Below are 6,158 nucleotides of genomic sequence, written 5' to 3' on the forward strand. Positions count from 1 at the left end.
AACCTCAAAACAGTGTTTTGAGCAGCCTACGGCTAGCTTCCTAGTTTGTTCTTTGATTTTCATTGAGTATTATTTTCTGAAGTTGGAGTATTGGGCTGTTTTTCATTTTCAGTGGCAGGTTTACTTGTAGCAGGTGTAGTAGAGTCCTGAGTTGCTGTTTTCTGATCTTCTTTTTTCTCTTCCTTGACGCTAGATTTTGGCGTTTCCTCTTGTTGTGTTTTTTCTTGACTAGTATTATTTTCCTTATTGGGACTAGTATTTTCCTGAGGGGATTCCTTTTGAATTTCTTTGACAATGGTTGTCGTCGGTGTTGTCGTAGGTTCTTTTTTGGTATTTTTATTATTATCCAAGGCATTCATAATCGTGATAGTCGCAGTAATCAAGCCGAGGATACTACCGATAGTAGTAATGGTTTTTTGAAAAACAGTAAAGCCTTTTTTGATATGTTCTGTTTTCGGTTTTGAAGTTCTACGATAGTTAGACATACATTCTCTCCTTTGATTAAAATTTATTATACCGCATTTCTTTAAAAAAAATCTTAAAAAAAGAGGAATTGCCCTTTCTTGTCGCAGGCTCCGTTTCATGATACAATAGAAGGAGTGATTTTAGAAAGCGTGAGAAAACATGATTTACTTTGATAATTCGGCGACGACCAAGCCTTATCCTGAAGCCCTTGAAACCTATATGCAGGTCGCTTCAAAAATTTTAGGAAATCCATCTAGTCTCCATCGTTTGGGGGACCAGGCAACACGAATCTTAGACGCTTCTCGCCAACAGATTGCAGATTTAATCGGTAAGAAAAGCGATGAAATCTTCTTTACTTCTGGTGGGACAGAAGGGGATAACTGGGTCATCAAGGGTGTGGCCTTTGAAAAAGCCCAGTTTGGCAAGCACATCATTGTTTCAGCCATTGAACATCCAGCAGTCAAAGAATCAGCACTTTGGTTGAAAAATCAAGGTTTTGAAGTGGATTTTGCTCCAGTAGATGAGAAAGGATTTGTGGATGTTGAGGCTCTAGGAGCTTTGATAAGACCTGATACGCCCCTCATCTCTATCATGGCAGTAAACAATGAAATTGGCTCTGTTCAGCCCATTGAGGCTATTTCAAAACTATTGGCAGATAAGCCGACTATTTCCTTCCATGTTGATGCGGTTCAAGCACTTGCTAAGATTCCAACTGAAAAATATCTGACTGATAGAGTGGATTTTGCGACTTTCTCTAGTCACAAGTTCCATGGAGTTCGTGGTGTAGGTTTTGTCTATATCAAGTCTGGTAAGAAAATTACGCCACTGTTGACTGGTGGAGGTCAGGAGCGTGATTACCGTTCGACAACTGAAAATGTGGCAGGGATTGCAGCGACAGCCAAGGCTCTCCGTTTATCTATGGAAAAGCTAGATACCTTTAGGAGCAAGACTGGGCAGATGAAGGCAGTGATTCGTCAAGCCCTTCTGGACTATCCAGATATTTTTGTCTTTTCAGATGAGGAAGACTTTGCCCCTCATATCCTGACTTTTGGAATCAAGGGTGTTCGTGGTGAAGTCATCGTTCACGCTTTTGAAGACTATGATATTTTCATCTCAACGACCTCTGCTTGTTCGTCCAAGGCTGGGAAACCTGCAGGAACTCTGATTGCCATGGGAGTAGATAAAGATAAGGCCCAGTCAGCTGTGCGTCTTAGCCTAGACCTTGAAAATGATATGAGTCAGGTCGAGCAGTTTTTGACCAAGCTAAAATTAATTTACAACCAAACTAGAAAAGTAAGATAGGAGCATTTATGCAGTATTCAGAAATTATGATTCGCTACGGTGAGCTGTCAACCAAAGGCAAAAACCGTATGCGTTTCATCAATAAACTTCGCAATAATATTTCAGACGTTTTGTCTATCTATCCCCAAGTTAAGGTAACCGCAGATCGTGATCGTGCCCATGCATACCTCAATGGCGCGGATTACACAGCAGTAGCAGAATCGCTCAAACAAGTTTTTGGAATTCAAAACTTTTCCCCTGTTTATAAGGTTGAAAAATCTGTAGAAGTTCTGAAGTCTTCTGTGCAAGAGATTATGCAGGACATCTACAAGGAAGGCATGACCTTTAAAATTTCTAGCAAGCGTAGCGACCACAACTTTGAGTTGGATAGTCGTGAACTCAATCAAACACTTGGAGGAGCTGTTTTTGAAGCAATTCCAAATGTGCAAGCTCAGATGAAAAATCCTGATATCAATCTTCAGGTGGAGATTCGTGATGAAGCTGCTTATATTTCTTATGAAACTATTCGTGGGGCCGGTGGTTTGCCAGTTGGAACTTCAGGTAAAGGTATGCTTATGTTGTCGGGAGGGATTGACTCACCTGTAGCAGGTTATCTTGCTTTGAAACGTGGAGTGGATATTGAGGCTGTTCATTTTGCCAGCCCACCTTACACCAGTCCTGGTGCTCTTAAAAAAGCACAGGATTTGACTCGTAAATTGACCAAGTTTGGGGGCAATATCCAGTTTATCGAAGTGCCTTTTACAGAGATTCAAGAGGAAATCAAGGCTAAAGCGCCAGAAGCTTACTTGATGACTCTAACTCGTCGTTTTATGATGCGTATTACTGACCGTATTCGTGAGGTACGAAATGGTTTAGTTATCATCAATGGGGAAAGCCTAGGTCAAGTAGCCAGTCAAACTCTTGAAAGTATGCAGGCTATTAACGCTGTGACCAACACTCCCATCATTCGTCCTGTGGTTACTATGGACAAGTTAGAAATCATTGACATCGCCCAGGAAATCGATACCTTTGACATTTCAATCCAACCGTTTGAAGACTGTTGTACCATTTTTGCGCCAGATCGTCCAAAGACTAATCCTAAGATTAAGAATGCAGAGCAGTATGAAGCACGTATGGATGTTGAAGGTTTAGTTGAGCGAGCTGTGGCTGGAATCATGATTACTGAGATTACACCGCAGGCTGAAAAAGATGAAGTGGATGACTTGATTGATAATTTGCTCTAATCAGAAAATCCAGAAGAATATAGAAAAATAGATGAAAAAGTTAGTTTTTAATTCCAAAAGTGGAAGCAAAACTAACTTTTTTTCTATAATTGTGATATAATGAAATAAAATTTTGAATATAGAGAGTTTTCTGACAATGAATCAATCCTACTTTTATTTAAAAATGAAAGAACACAAACTCAAGGTTCCTTACACTGGTAAGGAGCGCCGTGTTCGTGTTCTTCTGCCTAAAGATTATGAGAAAGACACGGATCGTTTTTATCCTGTTGTTTACTTTCATGATGGGCAAAATGTCTTTTATAGTAAAGAATCTTTCATTGGTCACTCGTGGAAGATTATCCCAGCCATCAAGCGAAATCCTGATATCAGTCGCATGATTGTCGTTGCTATTGATAATGATGGTATGGGGCGGATGAATGAGTATGCGGCTTGGAAATTCCAAGAATCTCCTATTCCGGGACAGCAGTTTGGCGGTAAGGGTGTGGAATATTCTGAGTTTGTCATGGAGGTGGTCAAACCTTTTATCGATGAGACCTACCGTACCAAAGCTGACCGCCAGCATACGGCTATGATTGGCTCCTCACTAGGCGGAAATATTACCCAGTTTATCGGTTTGGAATACCAAGACCAAATTGGCTGCCTCGGGGTCTTTTCATCTGCTAACTGGCTCCATCAAGAAGCCTTTAATCGTTATATCGAGCGCAAGAAACTATCGCCTGACCAGCGTATCTTTATCTATGTTGGAACAGAAGAAGCAGATGATACGGACAAGACCCTGATGGCAGGTAATATCAAACAAGCCTATATCGATTCGTCTCTTCGCTATTACCATGATTTGGTAGCAGGGGGAGTACACTTGGGCAATCTTGTCTTAAAAGTTCAGTCTGGTGCCATCCATAGTGAAATCCCTTGGTCGGAAAATTTACCAGACTGTCTGAGATTTTTTGCAGAGAAATGGTAAGTTAGAAAAGGAGAAGGCCAATGCATATTGAAAACCTTAGCCACTGGAGTGGCAATCTTAACCGTGAAATGTACCTTAACCGTTATGGTCATGCTGGGATTCCAGTTGTGGTCTTTGCTTCATCAGGTGGTAGTCACAATGAATACTATGATTTTGGCATGATTGATGCCTGTGCTTCTTTTATCGAGGAAGGCCGTGTTCAGTTCTTTACCCTATCCAGTGTAGATAGTGAGAGCTGGTTGGCCACTTGGAAAAATGGTCATGACCAGGCGGAGATGCATCGTGCCTACGAGCACTATGTGATTGAGGAGGCCATTCCTTTTATCAAGCACAAGACAGGTTGGTTTGATGGTATGATGACGACAGGTTGTTCGATGGGCGCTTATCATGCACTCAATTTCTTCCTCCAGCATCCAGATGTCTTTACCAAGGTGATTGCTCTTAGTGGTGTTTACGACGCACGTTTCTTTGTCGGCGATTACTACAATGACGATGCCATTTACCAAAATTCGCCAGTAGATTATATCTGGAACCAGAACGACGGCTGGTTTATTGATCGTTATCGTCAGGCAGAAATTGTGCTGTGTACGGGTCTTGGAGCCTGGGAACAAGACGGTTTACCATCCTTTTACAAGCTCAAAGAAGCCTTTGACCAGAAACAAATTCCAGCCTGGTTTGCTGAATGGGGACACGATGTCGCCCACGACTGGGAATGGTGGCGCAAACAAATGCCTTATTTCCTTAGAAATCTCTATTTATAAAAGGAGTTACCTATGAATTACCTTGTTATTTCTCCCTACTATCCACAAAACTTTCAACAGTTTACCATAGAACTAGCCAATAAAGGCATCACGGTCTTGGGAATTGGTCAAGAACCTTACGAGCAATTGGATGAACCTTTACGCAATAGCCTGACCGAGTATTTCCGTGTTGACAATCTTGAAAATATAGATGAAGTCAAACGTGCAGTTGCTTTTCTATTTTATAAACATGGCCCAATTGACCGCATCGAGTCTCATAATGAATACTGGCTTGAGCTTGATGCAACACTCAGAGAACAATTCAATGTTTTTGGTGCCAAACCAGAGGATCTCAAAAAGACGAAATTTAAGTCTGAAATGAAGAAGCTTTTCAAAAAAGCAGGTGTCCCTGTGGTCCCTGGAGCTGTTATCAAGACGGAAGCAGATGTTGATCAAGCAGTGAACGAAATCGGCCTTCCAATGATTGCCAAACCTGATAATGGAGTGGGAGCAGCCGCAACCTTTAAGCTTGAGACAGAAGACGATATCAATCACTTCAAGACTGAGTGGGATCATTCAACTGTTTATTTCTTTGAGAAATTTGTTACCTCTAGCGAAATTTGTACCTTTGATGGTCTTGTGGACAAGGATGGAAAGATTGTCTTTTCAACAACCTTTGATTACGCCTATACACCGCTGGATCTCATGATTTACAAGATGGACAATTCCTACTATGTTCTTAAGGATATGGATCCCAAATTACGTAAATATGGTGAGGCAATTGTCAAGGAATTTGGCATGAAAGAACGTTTTTTCCATATTGAGTTTTTCCGTGAAGGAGACGATTATATTGCCATTGAGTACAATAACCGTCCTGCAGGTGGTTTTACAATTGATGTTTATAACTTTGCCCATTCCTTGGACCTCTATCGTGGCTATGCTGCTATTGTAGCAGGAGAAGAGTTCCCAGTGTCAGAGTTTGAACCGCAGTATTGTTTAGCTACATCACGTCGTGCAAATGCTCATTATGTCTATTCTGAGGAGGATTTGCTTGACAAATATAGCCAGCAGTTCAAGGTTAAAAAAATCATGCCAGCTGCCTTTGCGGAACTTCAAGGGGATTACCTTTATATGCTGACAACTCCGAGTCGACAAGAAATGGATCAGATGATTGCTGATTTCGGACAACGTCAGGCTTAAGAGACTATCGGATTAAGGAAATTCACTCCCTTAATCCTTTTGTTTTGTCTGATAAAAAATAAGAGCATCCTAACAAGGTAGCTATCATAAAACTTGTTCGATAACTATTTGAAGCAGGATTAGGTGGTCAGAAATTGAATTTTAATATTTCAATTGAGTCATAGTATTATGTTTTTGTATCCTTAAATCAGCTAAAAGGATTCATGACGACACCTATATGATATAGTTTTCAAGATACCAAACAAGTCTATTAATACTCAATGAAAA

6 protein-coding genes are annotated in these 6,158 nt (G+C 40.8%); 5 read left to right on the plus strand and 1 reads right to left on the minus strand.

Annotation, left to right across the window (positions count from 1 at the left end; all coding sequences use genetic code 11):
- Positions 1-59: 59 nt before the first annotated feature.
- Positions 60-485 (minus strand): DUF6556 family protein, encoded by a 426-nt coding sequence (locus HT701_RS01555; protein ID WP_031222983.1) that lies wholly within the window; start codon positions 483-485, stop codon positions 60-62.
- 139 nt (positions 486-624) lie between these two features.
- Between HT701_RS01555 and HT701_RS01560 the strand changes: the two genes are divergently transcribed.
- The 5 genes from HT701_RS01560 (at position 625) to HT701_RS01580 (ending at position 5,891) form a co-directional block, all read left to right on the plus strand.
- A complete protein-coding gene (locus tag HT701_RS01560; RefSeq protein WP_172931139.1) occupies positions 625-1,767 on the plus strand; it encodes a cysteine desulfurase family protein in 1,143 nt (380 codons plus the stop codon).
- Between the two features lie 8 nt (positions 1,768-1,775).
- The gene (gene thiI, locus HT701_RS01565) at positions 1,776-2,990 is read left to right on the plus strand and encodes a tRNA uracil 4-sulfurtransferase ThiI (protein WP_172931140.1); all 1,215 of its coding nucleotides are present in this window, start codon (positions 1,776-1,778) and stop codon (positions 2,988-2,990) included.
- Positions 2,991-3,126: 136 nt separating this feature from the next.
- Entirely contained in the window at positions 3,127-3,951 is an 825-nt protein-coding gene (locus tag HT701_RS01570) for an alpha/beta hydrolase (RefSeq protein WP_172931141.1), read from the plus strand.
- A gap of 20 nt (positions 3,952-3,971) precedes the next feature.
- Entirely contained in the window at positions 3,972-4,712 is a 741-nt protein-coding gene (locus HT701_RS01575; RefSeq protein WP_172931142.1) for an esterase family protein, read from the plus strand.
- Between the two features lie 12 nt (positions 4,713-4,724).
- Complete coding sequence (locus HT701_RS01580; protein WP_172931143.1) at positions 4,725-5,891, plus strand: ATP-grasp domain-containing protein; 1,167 nt, start codon at positions 4,725-4,727, stop codon at positions 5,889-5,891.
- The last annotated feature ends 267 nt before the right edge of the window (positions 5,892-6,158 follow it).

The organism is Streptococcus sp. 10824, assembly GCF_013276595.1.
GTDB classification, from domain to species: Bacteria; Bacillota; Bacilli; order Lactobacillales; family Streptococcaceae; genus Streptococcus; species Streptococcus pseudopneumoniae.